Origin of the sequence: Paraprevotella xylaniphila YIT 11841, from assembly GCF_900683745.1 — a bacterium.
GTDB classification, from domain to species: Bacteria; Bacteroidota; Bacteroidia; order Bacteroidales; family Bacteroidaceae; genus Paraprevotella; species Paraprevotella xylaniphila.
This window is the reverse complement of record NZ_LR215980.1, coordinates 4,010,147-4,028,885: the sequence shown is the minus strand read 5'-3', so window position 1 is coordinate 4,028,885 and position 18,739 is coordinate 4,010,147. Positions and strand designations below refer to the sequence as shown.

The window sequence follows — 18,739 nt, the reverse complement described above, 5'->3', positions numbered from 1 at the left end:
TCGGAATCAAGAGAGAGTTTTTCCGCTATCTTTGTTCTCGGACAAGCCCATCTGCGACAGTCAGACCTGAAAACTGCCAAAATGGCTGAAAAAATTTAAAATGTATGACGAAAATAGCACGACTTCTATTATTTCTTTGCACCTTATTGGTATTCCATATTTCTATGGCACGCCCACGGGTAGCCGTAGTACTAAGCGGAGGTGGTGCAAAAGGTACGGCACACATCGGGGCACTGAAAGTAATTGAAGAAGCAGGAGTCCCCATCGACATGATTGTAGGTACGAGCATGGGCAGTATCATCGGCGGGTTATATGCCATAGGATATACGACCGAACAGCTCGACAGCATATTCATGGCACAAGACTGGAACACATTGCTTAGCGACAAAGCTTATCGCAATGCACTTAACCTACAGGCCCGGGAACAAAATTCACAATACATCCTCTCCGTCCCCTTCTTTGAAAAACCGCAAGACTTAATCAGCGGAGGGGTCATCAAAGGAAGAAACATCGGGCGTATGTTATGGCAACTCACCGAAGGCTACCACGACTCCATTGATTTTCAAAAAATGCCAATCCCATTTGCCTGTATTTCCCAGGATTTGGTGACAGGCGAAGAGATCGTATTCCGAAACGGCGTACTGCCCATCGCCATACGTGCCAGCATGTCCATTCCCGGTGCTTTTGCCCCGATATCCATGAACGGCAAACTACTCATCGACGGTGGTATCATCAACAATTACCCGGTAGATGTGGCACGGCAAATGGGAGCAGACATTGTCATAGGGGTGGACGTACAGGATCCGATGAAAAATGCAGAAGAACTTCAAAACAATATCTTCGCACAACTCAACCAACTCATCGACTTGCAAAGGAAAGACCGTTGGGAACAAAACATAGCTCTTTCAGACGTCTATATCAAGGTCAATGTAAAAGGATACAACACAGCCAGTTTCAACACAACCGCCATAGACTCCCTGATGGGACGTGGAGCACAAGCAGCCCGTTCACAAATAGACACCTTACGGGCTATAGGCAGCCGCTTCTCTCCCGACGACTCCATCGTGAGCCGTCCCACACCTCCTTTCTTCTACATGCACCGCCCGGGAAATATCGAAGCGCGCTATGCAGGGAGCTTAAAAATCCTGATAGGCGACGCACCCAGAAATTCCATCAACCTTGGACTTAGGTTCGACAACGAAGAACTGGCCGCCTTGCTGTTCAACGGACAAATGCAGCTCGGGAAAAAAAGGAACCACCACGTCAACCTGACTTTACGTTTAGGAAAGCAAACTTATGGCGACGCACATTACAATCTCGACTTAGGCAGGGAATGGAACCTTACCACAGGCTACCGTTATACCTATAACGATTTTAACATCTATGAGAAAGGAGAACGGACATACGGCATCAGCTTCAATCATCATTTCGGAGAAGTCGGATTCACCAAAAGTTGGAAAAACGTACGTCTCAAATTGGGAGGAATTTACCAACTCTACAACTACGGCTCCTTCCTCTATCGCTTCGAGGACAACTCGCCGACAGACATTACCAAAGAAAGCTACCTGAAGTTCGGCACGCAATATGCCGTCAATACATTGGACGACAATTACTTCCCGACAAAAGGTTCCGAATTGGAAATGGCATATTACTATGCCATACCATTAAACGGGAACAAAGCCTTCCACACAGCGGGAATACATTGGAACGCCGCATTCTCTTTCAACTCACGCTTCACTTTAATGCCCCGGATAGAAGGGCGCTATCTGACGACAGAAAACACCGTTGCCGAAATGAACACGCTCGGTGGACAAGAAAGAGGCAAATACTTCAGTCAACAAATACCATTTTACGGCATCAACCATTTCGAGATGCCCCATCGTTCTTTGGTCGTGGCGGGAATAGAAGCCCGTCAACGCATCGGAGGGAAGCATTACGTCAGTGGTATATTCAACATCGCCGCCACATCGGATGACTGGATGCATTTTTTCAAAAACAGTTTCAACGACAACGACCTGTCGGGATATCACATCTTCGGTGGAGCCGTAAAGTATGACCTACGCACTTTCATCGGCCCTGTCGGTTTTACTATATGCTACAGCGACCGCGCCAAAGCTTCCGGATACATAAGGGCGGGATTCAATTTCTGAAACCCGCCCTTCAGTCCTTCACGGCTTTTTCACTCGGCTTTAAACTCCAAAACTCCGCCTTTCATCAAGTCACGGATGTCAATAAAAGGCGCATCCAGTTTCTTTCCGTTAAAAAGAATAACCGGCAGATGCTTATGTCCTTTCAGCCCTTCGGCACGAACTGTCAACACCTTGCCATGCGGCAGTTCCACACGGGCCGACGGGAACCTCGGAATCCCCAACGCATATTCTCCCGATGCCGGAGTCACCGGATAAAAGCCCAACGAACTGAACAGATACCAGGCGGACATCTGTCCGCAGTCGTCATTTCCCGACAACCCGTCCGCCCCGTTCCTGTAATGAGTGTCCAAGATTTCCGGAATACGTTCTTGCGCCTTGTCGAAACGACCGCAATAGTTATATAGATACACATAATGGTGGCCAGGCTCATTGTCATGCCGGTAATGCCCGTTGTCGAACACGTTATCGAGCGCTGCGGCAAAAGACTCGTCACCCCCCATCAAATCTATCAGCCCCTGCACATCCTGCATGACACAAAATTGATAAGTCCAGTTGGCCCCTTCGGTAAACCCTGCATGCTCCCCGGCCCAACTGCCATCGGCATTACGCGCTTGGAAAAGTTTCGTTTTCGGATTATACAAATAGCGGTAATTCTTTGCCCTTCTCATTAAATCTTCATAATCAGCCGTTTTTCCCAAAGCCTTTGCCATTTGGGCAATGCAATAGTCGCTTAAAGCGAACTCCAACGTACGGGCCACGGATTCATTGGTCTTGTCATCGGCCACATACCCGTTTTTCAGATAATTGGTCAATCCGCCCCGTGCTTCATATCCCCCGTTCCACCATTCGCGGTCACCCCAACGCGACTTATCGTCACCCGTAGGAGGCACGTAGGCATCCTTACGAATCGCTTCATACGCCTTCTCCACGTCATAATCGCGGAAGCCATTGACGTAAGCGTCCGCTATCACAGCGTCCGCATGCGTGCCGATCATGATATTCGTATAGGTAGGATTCGGCCATTTGGGTATCCAACCGCCCTCTTCATACATTTGTACCAATGCCGTAACCATGTCGTCCACCCGTTCGGGCGCCATGATTTGCAGCCAAGGATGTTCAGCCCTGAAAGTATCCCACAAAGAATAAGCATTATAGGAAACGCCCTGATGCACCTTATCGTCAAACGGACTGTAATAACGGCCATATTCCGAAAACTCCCGAGGATACTGCAAGGTACGGAAAAACGCCGTATAGAATATCGTACGGTCTTCTTCGCTCGCCCCCTCCAAGTCTATCTTGGAAAGCTTTTCCTCCCATTCCTTTTTCACTTTTTTCGTCACGGATGCAAACGAAGACCTGGCCGGAATCTCTTTCGACAGGTTCACCGCAGCTTGCTCGAAGTCGATAAAAGAACTGCCGATACGCACATCAACCCACGTCGTCCCCGCAGGAAACTCGACATATCCGCCTACAGAACCACCTTCCGCCTGTACAGACTTTCCGCTGACCGTCCCGTCGCGCCATGTACCGTAATCGGCAAAATCTTGGGAGAACTTCAACACATAATATCCCTTGAACCCCGGCAAGGCCGGCCCCAAATGGGCATCATGCCTTTCCTTATTATATATATGCACCTCACGCTTGTCGGGATAGATGCGTATGAAGCCTCCTTCGTTTTCCCTTCCGGCCTCCAAATAAAGCAAGGCTTTTTCATCCTTTGGGTATGTGACATGGAAGAAAGACGCACGTGAAGTCGCCGTCATTTCCGTGGTAATCTCCGAACCGCCATGTTTTCCCGAAGCGTATGACACCTTGTAATAATAAGGCTTAGCCACTTCTTTCCCACGGTCCAGACGTACTTGCCTGTCCTTCGCCTTAATCTTCAGTTCCCCACTTTGGGGCATCAGGGTCATGAACCCGTAATCCCCCATCCAGATGGCCGGTTGGTGCGTGCCCATAAAACCGATTAAGACCGAATCGCAATGGCGATACATCGTACGGGATATGCCGTTAATACGGGTCGCCGCACACCATTGGGTCATGGCAAACGGCGTGCCCACGGCCGGAGTCGTCCCCCCGTATTCCGTCTCATGGCTACCGTCCGTACCAATCATCATACTTACCTCATCCACATGGAATTTAGCTGTTTTTGCGGCTTTTCCCGACATGACAACAGGACACGAAGCCACACTCATCAATAAAAATAAAGTTCGTAATACTCTCATGTTATTAAAAATTTGGTTAGGGTTGTCTTACAAATAAACGGAAAAGAACAGCCCTACGGCCATTCTTTTCGTTCATAAAAAGGGATATTGTCACGGATTGGCATTGGCATCCTGCAAGGCTGCCGCAATCAGTCCTTCCACTTCGTCGCAGAGTTCGGGGTTGTCTTTCAACATCTTTTTCACGGCATCCCTTCCCTGTCCTATCTTCGTGTCGTTGTAACTGTACCACGAACCGCTCTTCTTCAGAATGCCCAGTTCCGTACCCAAGTCCACGATTTCGCCGATTTTGGAAATGCCTTCTCCGAAAGTGATTTCAAATTCAGCCTTACGGAAAGGAGGTGCCACCTTGTTTTTCACCACTTTCACGCGCACTTGGTTTCCAATCACCTCGTCGCCGTCCTTGATGCTCGTCACACGGCGGATGTCCAAGCGTACGCTGGCATAAAACTTCAAAGCGTTACCGCCGGTCGTCGTCTCCGGATTACCGAACATCACGCCGATTTTCTCACGCAACTGGTTGATGAAAATACAAGTGGTGTTCGTCTTGTTGATCGTGGAGGTCAGTTTGCGCAAGGCCTGGCTCATCAAGCGGGCCTGCAGGCCGACCTTGTTGTCCCCCATGTCACCCTCGATTTCGGCCTTCGGCGTCAAGGCTGCCACGGAGTCTATCACGATAATGTCAATGGCCGACGAACGGATCAACTGGTCGGCTATTTCCAATGCCTGCTCCCCGTTGTCCGGCTGTGAAATCCACAAATTGTCCACGTCCACGCCCAACTTGGCGGCATAAAAGCGGTCGAAGGCGTGTTCCGCATCGATAAACGCGGCTATCCCGCCGGCTTTCTGCGCCTCGGCGATGGCATGGATGGCCAAGGTCGTTTTACCGGAACTTTCCGGACCGTAAATCTCTATGATACGTCCGCGAGGGTATCCCCCCACGCCCAAAGCGGCATTCAACGCGATGGATCCCGTAGGAATCACATCCACTTGTTCCACGTGGTCATCGCCCAGTTTCATGATAGAACCCTTTCCGAAGTTCTTCTCTATCTTGTCCATTGCAGCCTGCAAGGCCTTCAGCTTTTCCGTATTCGGCCCCGCAAACAAAACTGCTTCTTCTTCTTTCTTTGCCATATTCTTTTTTATAATCAAATCATCTATGTTCCACCTCCCCACAGCACCCCGGCAAGGGATGCCTTCCGGGAAATGCAGGATTAAAGTTCAAGGTCGCCGTTGAACACTTCGTGCCACGGAAGCCCGTCCTTGTTCAACTCCTCCATGAACGGATCCGGGTCGAACTCTTCCACATTCCACACACCGGGCTTCTTCCAGATGCCTTTCAGGAACATCATGGCCCCGATCATGGCCGGCACGCCCGTCGTATAGCTAACCCCCTGCATGCCGGTCTCCAGATAAGCGGCATGATGGCTGCAATTATTGTACACGTAATAAGTCAGTTCTTTTCCGTCCTTCACCCCACGGATACGGCAACCGATACTGGTCTCGCCTTCATAGTTTTCACCCAAATCCTGCGGGTTGGGCAACACGGCCTTGAGAAACTGCAACGGAACGATTTTCACCCCATTGTAATCCACCTCGTCTATGCGTGCCATACCGATATTCTGAATCACGCGCAGATGCGTAAGGTATTCCTGCCCGAAAGTCATCCAGAAACGGGCCCGCTTGATGGTCGGGAAGTTTTTCACCAACGATTCGAGTTCTTCGTGGAACAACAAATAAGAGTCGCGCGGACCGATGTTCGGATACGTCAGGTCCTTATGGATTTCCATGGGCTTCGTCTCCACCCACTGTCCGTTCTCGTAATAACGCCCGTTCTGCGTGATTTCGCGGATGTTGATTTCCGGATTGAAGTTTGTGGCAAAAGCCTTATGATGGTTCCCCGCATTGCAGTCCACGATGTCCAGGTAATGGATTTCGTCGAAATAATGTTTGGCCGCGTATGCCGTATACACGCCGGAAACGCCCGGGTCGAAACCGCACCCTAAGATGGCGGTCAGTCCGGCCTCCTCGAAACGTTTCTTGTAGGCCCACTGCCAACTGTATTCAAAATGAGCCACGTCCTTCGGCTCGTAATTTGCCGTATCCAGATAATTGCACCCGGTTTGCAGGCAAGCTTCCATAATGGTCAAGTCCTGATAAGGCAAGGCCAGGTTCATCACCATGTCCGGCTTGTAACCGTTCAGCAGTTCCACCAACTCTTCCACGTTGTCGGCATCCACCTTTGCCGTTTGGATAGACGGGTTCCCGATGGCCTTCACGATGGCGTCGCATTTGGCCTTCGTACGGCTGGCAATCATGATTTCGTCAAACACTTCCGGATGCTGGGCCACTTTGTGCGCTGCTACCGTGGCCACACCGCCGGCACCGATAATTAAAACTTTTCCCATTTTTTGAATTCGGTATTATAATTAAATATGTATAGGATGCAAAGTTAATGACTTTTTCCAAGAAGCAAAGAAAAAGCCTGTTTTTTTGATTTTTATTTGAATTAGATAATTTGCTCACGCTCGGCAGACTCGAACAAGTTCGGTCTGTTCTCGCTTAATCGCAAATTTCGTCCCCTCTGATGCCCAACGCATTCATCAACGAATAACCGAGGATCTCCTGCCGGAACCCTCTCCCGGCCTGAGGCTCCATGGCCAGCAACGTGACGTCCTTGCCTTCGGTCCGGCCCAAAATCTCGCGTACTCGAAGACCGTATTTCTCCACGTCCGGCACGATGACCAGTCGTTTGATACCTTTCTCGTCGGCCAACGCCTCGAGCGACTGCAAATAGAGGGCATCTCCGTCCACCAAGTTCTCCACCTGTACGGAACTCAATTTGAACTCCCCCAAATGCCCGTCGCAGAACGCCTTGCCGTCAAGCTCGGCCTCGAAGTCCGAGGGCGTGAAGTTGTCCAAGGCTTTCCGCCCCTTGCCGTGAATCAACACGACCTGTATGTCGTTCTTCCCCTCGCCGACTCCCCCGTCCAAAGCCGCGCAAACCAACCATTGCGCCAGGTCGGCTTTAGGAATCGGACGGTTCAGCATCCGCTCGAAATTCACGATTAAATTGAACGCCACGGCATCCACGTAATCCGCATCCACCAGAATGACATTCTCACTCCATTTCGTTTCTTCCATTTTATGTAGTACTGTTTTCCGTTTACAAAGATAGCGAAAGGCGAGCGCAGTTCCAAGCCAAAAGCTTGCTTTTGAGTGAAAGACTGCCGAGCCGCATCCTATCTTCGTGAAACAAAGATAAACAAAGGCGGGTGCAGAGGCAAACGAAAACGAAGTTTTCTTGTGCCCCCACTCTGCCTTTTTGCTTTCAAAATGACAGCAAAAAGACAATACGGTACAGCGATAAAACCTTTATAAATCATGGTTCCAGACGTTTTCGGGACGTTTCCAGACACATTTTTTCACACTTGAAGTTCGTTTTTTTATCTTTTTAAGCCTAAACGCGTTTCAATCTCAAGAGATTGATTTTCCATTCGGCTGAAAAAACATTTTTTTTCTCCGCATGTCGTACGGGAAATGTCCGTACATGGAAGCGGAAAGCACCTGAAAACGACGTGGGAAAAGCTTTTTCCGGCTCGATTTCATTCTATTTGAAACATTTCCACCTGTAAAAAACGGATATCAAAATGCCACGTCCGTCCGGTTTGTGCTACCACCCCCTCCACTCTCCTGCGCAGAACCTTGCCACCCGGCTTTCCGGATGTTACCGGTAAGCCCCCTGTAGCTGACAAACAGCTTCTCCGCCACCCCTGCGAGAATCGCGTATTTCCGAAGCCACCCGGACAAGGACGCAAATAACGGATTCTCATGAAGGCCGATTTGACTTTTTGACAAAGAGGCTTGTCTCTTTTATGAAACCACATCTGCCGATTCCGTCAGCCCGCGAAGCGTTCCGCCTGCCATATTTTCATCTTTCATGACATTTTGTCAGTCTACGCCTTATGGCAAACATTTTGATACGAGATAAGTGTGGCTCGACAACGCCACGTTGGGAAACAGAAAAATAAACAATTAAATATAGAAAGGAAACAACCATGACTTTTGACAAATTTACCATCAAGGCTCAAGAGGCCATTCAGGAAGCCGTCAACCTTGTACAGGCAAGGGGACAGCAAGCCATCGAACCGGAACACTTGTTGGCCGGTATCCTCAAAGTGGGAGAAAATGTCACGAATTTCCTCTTTCAGAAATTAGGAGTCAACAGCCGGCAAATCGAACAGGTACTGGAAAGCCAGATTGCTTCGCTGCCAAAGGTCCAGGGGGGCGAACCTTACCTGAGCCGTGAAAGCAATGAAGTGCTGACACGGGCACAGGATTACGCTTCCAAGGGCGGAGACGAGTTCGTCTCGCTCGAACCGATGCTTCTGGCTTTGCTGAACGTGAAAAGCACGGCCTCCAGAATACTGAAGGACGCAGGCATCACCGAAAAGGAACTGGCATCTGCCGTCAACGAACTGCGAAAAGGGGAAAAAGTGACTTCTCAAAACAGTGAAGACACTTATCAGGCGCTCAACAAGTATGCCAAGAATCTCATCGAAGAAGCGCGGAGCGGAAAGCTCGACCCGGTCATCGGACGGGACGAAGAGATACGGCGCGTGCTGCAAATCCTGAGCCGACGTACGAAGAACAACCCGATATTAATCGGCGAACCGGGTACGGGCAAGACGGCCATCGTGGAAGGACTGGCCCATCGTATCCTGCGGGGCGACGTACCGGAAAACCTGAAAGACAAACAACTCTACTCCCTCGACATGGGTGCGCTGATTGCCGGTGCCAAATACAAAGGGGAATTCGAGGAACGTCTGAAATCCGTCATCAACGAAGTGACGAAAAGTGAAGGACGCATCATCCTCTTCATCGACGAAATCCACACGTTGGTGGGCGCAGGAAAGGGCGAGGGTGCCATGGATGCCGCCAACATACTGAAGCCTGCTTTGGCACGGGGCGAGTTGCGGAGTATCGGTGCCACCACGTTGGACGAATACCAGAAGTACTTCGAGAAGGACAAGGCACTGGAACGCCGTTTCCAGACGGTCATGGTCAACGAGCCGGACACGCTCAGCACCATTTCCATCCTGAGGGGACTGAAGGAAAGGTATGAGAACCACCACAAGGTGCGTATCCAAGACGATGCCATCATCGCCGCCGTGGAACTTTCCAACCGCTATATCACAGACCGTTTCCTCCCGGACAAGGCCATCGACCTGATGGACGAAGCGGCAGCCAAACTGCGCATGGAGCGTGACTCCGTACCGGAAGAACTGGACGAAATCGAACGCCGGTTGAAACAGTTGGAAATCGAACGCGAGGCCATCAAACGGGAAAACGACCAGCCCAAACTGGAACAACTGAGCAAGGAGATTGCCGAACTGAAAGAACAGGAAAGCAGCTACAAGGCCAAATGGGAAGCCGAACGCGGACTGGTGAACAAAATCCAGCAGAACAAACAGCAGATCGAGCAGTTGAAGTTCGAGGCCGAACGGGCCGAACGCGAAGGCGACTATGGCAAGGTGGCCGAAATCCGTTACGGCAAGCTCAAGGCTTTGGAGGACGAAATCAACCGGATACAAGACCAGTTAAAGGACACACAGGGCGGAGACGCGATGATTAAAGAGGAAGTGACCTCGGAAGACATCGCCGACGTGGTAAGCCGTTGGACGGGCATTCCCGTGAGCAAGATGCTGCAAAGCGAACGCGAGAAGCTGCTCCATCTGGAAGAGGAACTCCACAAACGGGTCATCGGGCAGGACGAGGCCATACAGGCCGTGAGCGATGCCGTGCGGCGCAGCCGTGCGGGACTGCAAGACCCGAAACGCCCCATCGGCTCGTTCATCTTCTTGGGAACGACCGGTGTAGGCAAGACCGAACTGGCCAAAGCTTTGGCCGAATACCTCTTCGACGACGAGACGCTGATGACGCGTATCGACATGTCGGAATACCAAGAGAAATTCAGCGTGAGCCGGTTGATTGGTGCGCCTCCGGGATACGTAGGGTACGACGAGGGCGGACAACTCACGGAAGCCGTACGCCGCAAACCTTATTCGGTGGTTTTGTTCGATGAAATAGAAAAGGCGCATCCTGACGTATTCAACATCCTGTTGCAAGTGCTCGACGACGGCCGTCTGACCGACAATAAGGGACGCGTGGTGAACTTCAAGAACACCATCATCATCATGACGAGCAACCTGGGAAGCGGTTACATCCAGAGCCAGTTCGAGAAACTGACGCCGCAGACCGGCGCACAAGCCCGCGAAGCCCTCATAGAGGAGACGAAAAAAGAGGTGCTCGGCATGCTGAAGAAGACCATCCGTCCGGAGTTCCTGAACCGTATCGACGAGACCATCATGTTCTTGCCGCTCACGCAGGAACAAATCAAACAGGTGGTGCGCCTGCAAATCAACGGCATCACCAAGATGTTGGAGGGCAACGGCGTAGCCTTGCAACTGACCGATGCCGCCCTGGACTTCCTGGCCGATGCGGGTTACGATCCCGAGTTCGGTGCCCGTCCGGTCAAACGGGCCATCCAGCGTTACCTGCTGAACGACTTGTCGAAGACCATGTTGGCACAGCACATCGACCGGACGAGACCCATCATCGTGGATGCGGACGGAAACGGATTGGTGTTCAGAAACTAAGCATAAACAAAGAGCGGGAATGTGAGGCCACACATTCCCGCTCTTTTTGTTCGTTTTTCACAATATACTTACTTTCAAGTATCCATGTGTCCACTCCTCTGCTGACATAACCTTATAAAACAATCAAGCAACACCACAATACCCAAAAACAAGTATTTTCCAATCCGGCAAATTACCGACTTTCCACGATTGCAAGACACGCTTTCCAAGTCGTATCTTTGCATTCGCAAAACAAACCTCCTAAACTCATCAAACATTGAAAACGGTAATCAGATTGTTAAGCCTTACATTGGCATTTATTACGGGAATAGGCCACCTTTCAGGACAAGCCCAAAAACAGGCCATGGTCTCAGGCAAGGTCATCTCCACTTCTAACGAAATCATGGACTTTGCCACCGTACAAGTCAAAGGAACTTCTATCGGAACACGTCCCAATGAAAAAGGAATCTATCATTTGAAAGTCGACGCGGGAAAACACACATTGGTGTTTAAGGCTATGGGATACGCCACGGTGGAACGTACCGTCACTCTCCAGGCCGGCGAACGCCAGAAGTTGAATATCAAAATGCACCAAAAAGATATGGAACTGGCCGAAGTGAAAGTGGAAGCCAGCCACGTGGGCCGCATCAACAAATCGGCATTCAACGCAGTGGCCGTAGACTTGAAAAGCATGGCCGGACTGAACAAGAACCTGGCCGAGGTGCTGACCACCGTTCCGGGCGTCAAGCTGCGCGAGACGGGCGGAATGGGTTCGGACATGCAACTCATGCTCGACGGTTTTACGGGCAAACACGTCAAGGTCTTTATCGACGGCGTACCGCAGGAAGGAGCCGGAACGGCCCTCAATCTGAACAACCTGCCGGTGAACTTCGCCGAACGCATCGAGGTCTACCGCGGAGTGGTTCCCGTCGGTTTCGGTACCGATGCCTTGGGCGGGGTCATCAATATCGTCACCAACCAAAGGAAACTCGGTTGGTTTGCCGATGCCTCTTATTCTTACGGCTCGTTCAACACCCACAAATCTTTCGTCAACTTCGGCCAGTCGTTCAAGAACGGCCTGCTGTATGAAATCAACGCTTTCCAGAATTTCTCGGACAACAACTATTACATTGATTACTACGTTACGGAATTCAGCGATGACGGCATTTCGGAGAACACCGACAAGACGAAGATTTACCATATAAAACGTTTCAACGACCGTTTCCACAACGAAGCCGTGAGCGGCAAAATCGGGGTGACCGACAAGAAATGGGCCGACCGCCTGATGCTGGGCTTCAGCTACACCCACTTTTATAAGGAAATACAAAACGGAGTATTGCAGAAAGTCGTGTTCGGAGAAAAACACCGTCATGGCTTCTCGTTCATCCCCTCTTTGGAATACCGCAAACGCAACTTGTGGGTCGAGGGACTCGATGTCATGGCCAATGTCAACTACAACCACAACATCACCCACAACATAGATACGGCATCTTACAAATACAACTGGTTGGGACAACGGAAATATACCGGCGTGCCGGGGGAGCAATCCAACCAGAACAACGAGGCCAAGAACAAGAACTGGAACGGTACGCTCACGGCCAACTACCGCATCGGCCACGCCCATTTGGTCACGTTCAACCATGTGCTGAGCACTTTTGAACGCACCACCCGTTCGTACGTCTCAGGAAGTTCGCGCCTTTCGGACTTCAGCATCCCCAAGCGTTCCCGCAAGAACGTCACGGGACTGTCTTACCGCTTCATGCCTACAGAGAAATGGAACGCCACGGTGTTCGGCAAGTATTACAACCAATACAACGAAGGCCCCGTATCCCAAAGCGACGACGGTATCGGCAACTACATACAGATGTCGCAAAAGACGAGTGCTTTCGGCTACGGGGCCGCAGGGACTTACTTCATCCTGAAAAACCTGCAGGCCAAGTTGTCATACGAGAAAGCTTACCGCCTGCCCTCGACCGACGAACTTTTCGGCGACGAAGACCTGGAAGCCGGGCGGGCGAACCTGCGTCCCGAAAAAAGCGACAATGTCAACTTCAACCTCGGCTACACTCCGCGATTCGGCAAACACGGACTGTACATGGAGGGAAGCCTCATCTACCGCGACACGAAGGATTACATCCGTCGCGGATTGGACAACGTGGGCGGCATGGACTTCGGATTCTACGAGAACCACGGACGGGTCAAGACCAAAGGGTACAATGTCTCCTTGCGTTACAGCTATGCGGACTGGTTCAGCTTGGGCGGGACGTTCAACAGCATGGACGCCATCGACCGTGAGAAACGGTTGGCCGAAGGCACGGGGCAGGCTTCGCTGACCTACGGACAGCGCATCCCCAACCAACCCTACCGCTACGCCAATTTCGACGCGTCGTTCTACTGGCATGACTTGTTCGGCAAAGGCAACATGCTCTCGCTCACCTACGACAGCTATTACCAGCACGAGTTCCCCTTGTACTGGGAAGACTTCGGCGACCCGGACACCAAAGCACGCGTTCCCGAACAGTTCTCCCACAACCTCACGCTGAATTACAGTGTGGCCAAGGGACGTTACAACTTTTCACTCGAATGCCGTAACCTGACGGACGAAAAGCTTTACGACAATTACAGCCTGCAAAAGGCCGGACGGGCTTTCTATGGAAAGGTAAGAGTATACTTCGGGAAATAAACAGCATCATTCACTCAATAAATAATTAAAAACATGGAAAAAAGATTCTTCACTTGGGCGCTTGCTGCCGCCCTCTGCGCCGGTGGCGCATTGACTTCGTGCAGCGACGACGACACCACTCCCGGCGGAGGCAATGGCAATGGCGGCGCCACGGCTCCGGGTACAAGCAAATACGTCATTGCAGCCAAGGCAGACGAAGGTACTTATCTCGTCACCAGCGAGACACTCGACGAAGGTAGCGTGACGGTATTGGGCAACGGCACGGAAGCCATCGGTGCATCCTACTGGGTATTTTACGGGCAGCAATACCTCTTCGGCTTGCAATATAACGATGGAAATGCGGGTACCGGAGCCTCTTATGTCCTGAACGCCACAACCGGAAAAGTAAAAGAAGCACGGGAATATACGTTCAACCGTGTAACGACATACGGGACATGGGGCGACAATGTCATCACGTCTTCCACCAACGATGGCTCGAAAGAGAAAGATTCTAAAGGCCATTATGCCAAATATTTGCAGTTCAACTATCTAAACGTACATACCGGTAATACGACAACAGGTACGCGCATCGCGGAAAACTTCCTGGGTAACGGAGAAATCGTCAGCTTTGCCGGTTTCGTAGAAGCCAACGGCAAGCTCTACACCTCGGTAGTCCCCATGGGCATGAGCCACTACGGCGTGAACACCTACCCCGAAAAAGTCACGGATCAAGCCCTCATAGCAACCCAAGACGGGGGGAGCGGTTCCGGAAAATATACAGCCGGGCAAATCCCTTCGACCCAATATCCGGACAAGGCTTTCATAGCTATTTACAGTGGGGACAGCTTCAACGATACTCCGGTCATTGCGGAAACCGATAAGATTGGCTTCGCCTGCGGACGTATGAAATCACAATACTATCAAACCATTTGGGCAGCGGACAACGGTGACCTTTATGTATTCTCTCCGGGCTACGGACGTACGGCCACCTCTTCTGCCGACCTGAAGAAAGTCACAGGACAACTGCCTTCGGGCGTTGTCCGCATCAAGGCCGGCCAGACCACTTTCGACCCGGATTACTACTATAACCTCGAGTCACAAGGCACCGGACATCCGATGTTCCGTTGTTGGCATATCACGGCCGACTATTTCTTGCTTCAGATGTACAGCGAAGGAACGATGAGCGGCAAGAATGCACCGACCAAAGAATTGGCCGTATTCAAGGGCCAAAGCGGCACGCTGACCCAAGTAACCGAGGGATTGCCGGCCCAAGACAAGATTTCGTCTTTCGGTATTCCTTTCAGCGACAATGGCGTGGCCTACATTCCGGTCACGACCACAGACGGCGACGCTCCGGCACTCTACAAGATAGACCCGGCCACGGCTAAAGCCACCAAAGGATTGACCATCATTACCCACAACAGCGTGTCGGCCATCGGCAAACTGTCTGCTACGAACTAATTTTGGGATATGAGAAAAACATTCGCCAAGATTCACCTTTGGTTTTCCCTTCCATTCGGCATCATTATCAGCGTCGTCTGCCTTTCGGGGGCGGCGTTGGTATTTGAGCAGGATGTCACCCGTGCCTTGAATCCCGGCTTTTACCGGGTCGAAGCAGAGGACGGGGCAAAGCCGCTCACGCCTTCCGAACTGGTCACGAAGCTCGGCATGCAACTTCCGGACTCATTGCAGATTTCCGGCCTGCAAATGTCAGGCGACCCGGAAGAAGCCTGGATGGTCAGCTTTGAGCACTTAAACCGCAAGACGCTAAGCGTAAACCCTTACACCGGCGAGATAAACGGATGGAACAAAAGCTATCCTTTCTTTCAGATCATGCGCAAACTTCATCGTTGGCTAATGGATGTCCCGCCCCGGAAAGGAGACAAGACCGTGGGTAAAACGATCGTCGGTGTCACTACGTTGGTCTTCGTTGCGATACTCATCAGTGGTGTGGTGATTTGGATACCGAAAACCAAAAAGGCTCTGAAAAACCGCCTTCAAGTATCCTGCAACAAAGGATGGCGGCGTTTCTGGTACGACAGTCACGTATCGCTCGGTTTCTACGCCACACCATTCCTCCTCGTCATGGCACTGACCGGGCTTACCTGGTCGTTCACTTGGTACCGCACTGCCGCCTATTCCCTTTTCGGTGGCACCGCGCCAAAAGAGGAAAACACGCCTCGACCGGAATATCAGCAAAAGGGACGGAAAGATACCGCAAAACAGTCCCGGCCGGAAAGACAGCAGCATATCAGGGGAGAAAAAGGCCGGGAAGGAAACACTTTCAATTATGCCGTATGGGACAAAGCCGCAGACGCTGTCCGCCAGATTTATCCGACCTACAAGTCGGTCAAGTTGGGTACGGAAGGCATAGAAGTAGCCCCCAACCCGAATACCGACCGTCGTCAAACGGATAAAATACAATTTGACCCGCAAACAGGTCGCCTCGGTTCCATAACCTATTATAAGGATGCCCCGGCCTCACAGACGCTGAAAGGTTGGTTTTATGCCTTCCACACCGGCTCCTGGGGCGGCCTATGGACCAAGGTGCTTTATTTCCTGGCTGCTTTCATCGGAGGGATTCTCCCGCTCAGCGGCTATTACTTGTGGTACAAACGAAAGTTCTCGTCTCGACGGAAACGTTAACACCTTCATTCTACGTAATGCACACGTCCCCGGGAAATCCCAAACGGAAATTCCCGGGGACGTATCTTATATCCTATAACCCGACCCACTCCTCCGAAAAAATAGGCGGACTGATCCATGTCGGGTCGCGGAACCACCGACGAGGATAGATTTTCATACCGTTGCCGTCTACGGCCAAATATGCCCCCCAAAAGCTGAACGTGGAATTGGAAATGATATGCCCACGACACAAAGTCATCAAATATAAATCCACGTAGTCGGGCATCAGTTCCGTATGTTCCACATATACGGCATCCTCCATCCAAAGATTCTCCCTCACCCATTCCATATCATCGGAAAAGAAAAAGAAACGCGCATCGGGCCTCTTCTTTCTGACATAAGCAATGGCTTGCCGGAAATAGTCCACTCCGCATAAAACGAAACTCGAGTTCGAAGGATGCAAATAATCTCCGCGCCTCACGTGTACCGATACCGGGTAATCCACGGCTCTTATCATCTGTACGAAACCACTCTGTAGTTCTGCCAAAAACTGACGGAAAGAGAAGTAACGACGAGCATTCGGTATAAAACGCCGATGCTGGCTGTAATCGTCTATCAACACGGCGTCGGGCTTCTCATCATCATACAGCCTTTTCAAAACTCCTACGGCACGACAGATCTTGAGCCCCCAAACCACCAGTCTTATCCCCCACGGACAGGAAGGCAATTCCAGTTCAAAACAATCGGAAAGCCTCAATCCATCATGCTGTTTCAACCTACGGCGGTCGTAAAACAGATAAACCTTACCGTTTCCGGAGTCCATCAAATCCCGGAAACGACAATATTCAAACATCTGGTTCCCCAGTCCTCCTTTCAGACAAACGATTTTCATGCCGTCCGCATACAATTCTAAAGACGTATTTTCTTCTTCACCTTTTTCGACTCGTTTTGCAGACGGTCGAGTGCCGTCACCACATACGTATATTTCCGGTTTCCGTCCTCGTACGGCAGTTTATAGAAAGTGTTCGGCGTAATCGCCACGATATTCTCGGCATATTCCAAATCTACAGGCTCGCCCTCGGCAAAACGGTAAACCACGTATTGACACGCACGGTCCATCTCGCCTTTTCCCCTTGGCGCACGCCAAAACAGCATGTAGCCGTCTTCCGTCCACAAGGCAGTCAGCTTGCGCACCTTCTTCGGCCGCTTGTGGTCTATCCACGGCATCTCAGGCTGCAAAGCCGGATAACGGTGGTAATAGTTGCGCAACATCGTGCCATAGTTTCCTTTGTTGTCCACCACGGCCTTGGCATACCATTGGCAACTGCCCTCGATGTTAGGCAGCGAACGTTGCAAGGCCATCTTGCGCTCCATCTGGTGTTTGTTCGGGTCCACGGGGTCGGCTTTGGCTACCGTGCGGTCCACGTCCTGCCCGATGATGAGCGGCCTGTGGCCGGCATGCTCGCTCCACCAACGTATCAGTGTATCATAATCTGCTGCGGAATGCCCGATTTCCCAATACACCTGAGGAATGTTATAATCCACCCAACCTTCCTTCACCCACTTCAGCACATCGGCATAGAGATCGTCATAGTTCTGCAGTCCGCGCGTATTGCTGCCGTTCTCCGGGTCGCTCTTCAAGTTACGGTAAATACCGAAAGGAGACACGCCGAACTTCACCCAAGGCTTCACGGCATGGATGCAGTCGTGCAACTGGCGGATGAAAAGGTTCACGTTCTCCCGCCGCCAGTCATCGCGGTTCATCCCGTTCCCGTAACGCGCATACGTCTGGTCGTCCGGGATGCGCAAACCGCTTTCGGGATAAGGATAAAAGTAATCGTCGATATGAATGCCATCCACGTCATAACGCAACAGGATGTCCGTCACGACGTTGCAAATGTAGTCCCGGTTCTCAGGCATCCCCGGATCCATAATCAGTTGTTCGCCATACCAGAAATACCGCCCGGGATGCTTTCTGTAATCATGTGTGGCAGCCAGTTCCTTCGTACCCTTCGTTTTGGCCCGGTAAGGATTGATCCAGGCATGCAGCTCCATACCCCGTGCATGACATTGGGCTATCATCCATTGCAACGGATCCCAATAGGGAGAAGGCGGCGTGCCTTGCTTTCCGGTCAGATAACGGCTCCACGGTTCGAAGCTGCTGGCATAAAGCGCGTCGAACTCGGGGCGCACCTGAAACAGTATGGCATTGATACCGCACTTTTGCAGTTCATTCAACTGGTACGTCAGCGTACGCTGCATCTCTGCCGTACCCAACCCCATAAACTGATAGTTCACACACTGTATCCATGCGCCGCGAAACTCCCGTTTGGGCGACAACTGGGCCTGCAACGCAAAGCTGCAAAGCCACATCATCAAAAGCAAAAGTGATTTTTTATTCATCATACACGTTATTTCCGTGCAAAAATACAATAAAAATCC

The 18,739-nt window shown here is 51.2% G+C and carries 11 protein-coding genes; 5 read left to right on the top strand and 6 right to left on the bottom strand.

The genetic code is table 11. The annotated features are described in order from the left end of the window. The first annotated feature begins 104 nt into the window (after window positions 1–104). A complete protein-coding gene (locus tag E0E47_RS16715; protein WP_232038493.1) occupies window positions 105–2,150 on the top strand; it encodes a patatin-like phospholipase family protein in 2,046 nt (681 codons plus the stop codon). 29 nt (window positions 2,151–2,179) lie between these two features. On the opposite strand, the gene E0E47_RS16710 is transcribed toward E0E47_RS16715, so the two are convergent. The 4 genes from E0E47_RS16710 to E0E47_RS16690 form a co-directional block, all read right to left on the bottom strand. After that, window positions 2,180–4,375, bottom strand: a complete 2,196-nt coding sequence (locus tag E0E47_RS16710; RefSeq protein ID WP_130894239.1) for a GH92 family glycosyl hydrolase — start codon at window positions 4,373–4,375, stop codon at window positions 2,180–2,182. A 90-nt stretch (window positions 4,376–4,465) separates the two neighbouring features. Next, the gene (gene recA, locus E0E47_RS16705) at window positions 4,466–5,506 is read right to left on the bottom strand and encodes a recombinase RecA (protein WP_130894238.1); all 1,041 of its coding nucleotides are present in this window, start codon (window positions 5,504–5,506) and stop codon (window positions 4,466–4,468) included. Between the two features lie 80 nt (window positions 5,507–5,586). After that, complete coding sequence (locus tag E0E47_RS16700) at window positions 5,587–6,780, bottom strand: saccharopine dehydrogenase family protein (protein WP_008628754.1); 1,194 nt, start codon at window positions 6,778–6,780, stop codon at window positions 5,587–5,589. Window positions 6,781–6,934: 154 nt separating this feature from the next. Then, window positions 6,935–7,516: a DUF6621 family protein gene (locus tag E0E47_RS16690; protein WP_130894236.1), complete on the bottom strand. Its 582-nt coding sequence runs from the start codon at window positions 7,514–7,516 to the stop codon at window positions 6,935–6,937. Between the two features lie 914 nt (window positions 7,517–8,430). On the opposite strand from E0E47_RS16690, the gene clpB reads away from it, so the two are divergent. The 4 genes from clpB (at window position 8,431) to E0E47_RS16670 (ending at window position 16,318) form a co-directional block, all read left to right on the top strand. Further along, a complete protein-coding gene (gene clpB, locus E0E47_RS16685; RefSeq protein ID WP_130894235.1) occupies window positions 8,431–11,031 on the top strand; it encodes an ATP-dependent chaperone ClpB in 2,601 nt (866 codons plus the stop codon). Between the two features lie 343 nt (window positions 11,032–11,374). After that, a complete protein-coding gene (locus tag E0E47_RS16680) occupies window positions 11,375–13,693 on the top strand; it encodes a TonB-dependent receptor (RefSeq protein WP_130894408.1) in 2,319 nt (772 codons plus the stop codon). A 33-nt stretch (window positions 13,694–13,726) separates the two neighbouring features. After that, window positions 13,727–15,133: a DUF4374 domain-containing protein gene (locus tag E0E47_RS16675; RefSeq protein WP_008628769.1), complete on the top strand. Its 1,407-nt coding sequence runs from the start codon at window positions 13,727–13,729 to the stop codon at window positions 15,131–15,133. A gap of 9 nt (window positions 15,134–15,142) precedes the next feature. Continuing rightward, a complete protein-coding gene (locus tag E0E47_RS16670) occupies window positions 15,143–16,318 on the top strand; it encodes a PepSY-associated TM helix domain-containing protein (RefSeq protein ID WP_130894234.1) in 1,176 nt (391 codons plus the stop codon). A gap of 73 nt (window positions 16,319–16,391) precedes the next feature. Here E0E47_RS16670 and E0E47_RS16665 read toward each other — a convergent pair whose 3' ends face one another. Further along, complete coding sequence (locus E0E47_RS16665; protein WP_130894233.1) at window positions 16,392–17,189, bottom strand: alpha-1,2-fucosyltransferase; 798 nt, start codon at window positions 17,187–17,189, stop codon at window positions 16,392–16,394. A gap of 17 nt (window positions 17,190–17,206) precedes the next feature. Continuing rightward, window positions 17,207–18,703, bottom strand: a complete 1,497-nt coding sequence (locus tag E0E47_RS16660; protein ID WP_040603025.1) for a glycoside hydrolase family 10-like protein — start codon at window positions 18,701–18,703, stop codon at window positions 17,207–17,209. Window positions 18,704–18,739: the final 36 nt, after the last annotated feature.

Excerpts from the sequence above, each read along its gene's own strand:
- recA (WP_130894238.1), bottom strand. The coding sequence starts at position 5,506 with ATGGCAAAGAAAGAAGAAGAAGCAGTTTTGTTTGCGGGGCCGAATACG.
- E0E47_RS16675 (WP_008628769.1), top strand. The coding sequence starts at position 13,727 with ATGGAAAAAAGATTCTTCACTTGGGCGCTTGCTGCCGCCCTCTGCGCC.
- E0E47_RS16665 (WP_130894233.1), bottom strand. The coding sequence starts at position 17,189 with ATGAAAATCGTTTGTCTGAAAGGAGGACTGGGGAACCAGATGTTTGAA.
- E0E47_RS16700 (WP_008628754.1), bottom strand. The coding sequence starts at position 6,780 with ATGGGAAAAGTTTTAATTATCGGTGCCGGCGGTGTGGCCACGGTAGCA.
- E0E47_RS16690 (WP_130894236.1), bottom strand. The coding sequence starts at position 7,516 with ATGGAAGAAACGAAATGGAGTGAGAATGTCATTCTGGTGGATGCGGAT.
- E0E47_RS16670 (WP_130894234.1), top strand. The coding sequence starts at position 15,143 with ATGAGAAAAACATTCGCCAAGATTCACCTTTGGTTTTCCCTTCCATTC.
- E0E47_RS16710 (WP_130894239.1), bottom strand. The coding sequence starts at position 4,375 with ATGAGAGTATTACGAACTTTATTTTTATTGATGAGTGTGGCTTCGTGT.
- clpB (WP_130894235.1), top strand. The coding sequence starts at position 8,431 with ATGACTTTTGACAAATTTACCATCAAGGCTCAAGAGGCCATTCAGGAA.
- E0E47_RS16660 (WP_040603025.1), bottom strand. The coding sequence starts at position 18,703 with ATGATGAATAAAAAATCACTTTTGCTTTTGATGATGTGGCTTTGCAGC.
- E0E47_RS16680 (WP_130894408.1), top strand. The coding sequence starts at position 11,375 with ATGGTCTCAGGCAAGGTCATCTCCACTTCTAACGAAATCATGGACTTT.
- E0E47_RS16715 (WP_232038493.1), top strand. The coding sequence starts at position 105 with ATGACGAAAATAGCACGACTTCTATTATTTCTTTGCACCTTATTGGTA.